We start from the raw sequence: 201 nt of genomic DNA on the forward strand, positions 1-201 counted from the left end.
GCCTGCCGGGCCTGCCGGGCCTGCCGGGCCCGCCGGTCCAGGCGCGTCCGGCGCCCCGGGCGGCCGGCTCCTGCTCGTGGCCCCGAACGTCCTGCAGGTCGAGCGGGCCCTCTCGGCCGACCCGGCCGACTTCCGGCTGTGGGTGTGCGTGCACGAGCAGACGCACGCGCTGCAGTTCGCCGCTGCCCCGTGGCTCGCGGA

At 79.6% G+C, this 201-nt stretch carries 1 protein-coding gene; it reads left to right on the forward strand.

Features of this window, described 5'->3' with window-relative positions:
* On the forward strand, positions 1–201 hold a 201-nt coding region (locus N866_RS19310), incomplete at both ends, for a zinc-dependent metalloprotease (protein WP_034230030.1).

Origin of the sequence: Actinotalea ferrariae CF5-4 (genome assembly GCF_000603945.1) — a bacterium.
Taxonomy (GTDB): domain Bacteria; phylum Actinomycetota; class Actinomycetes; order Actinomycetales; family Cellulomonadaceae; genus Actinotalea; species Actinotalea ferrariae.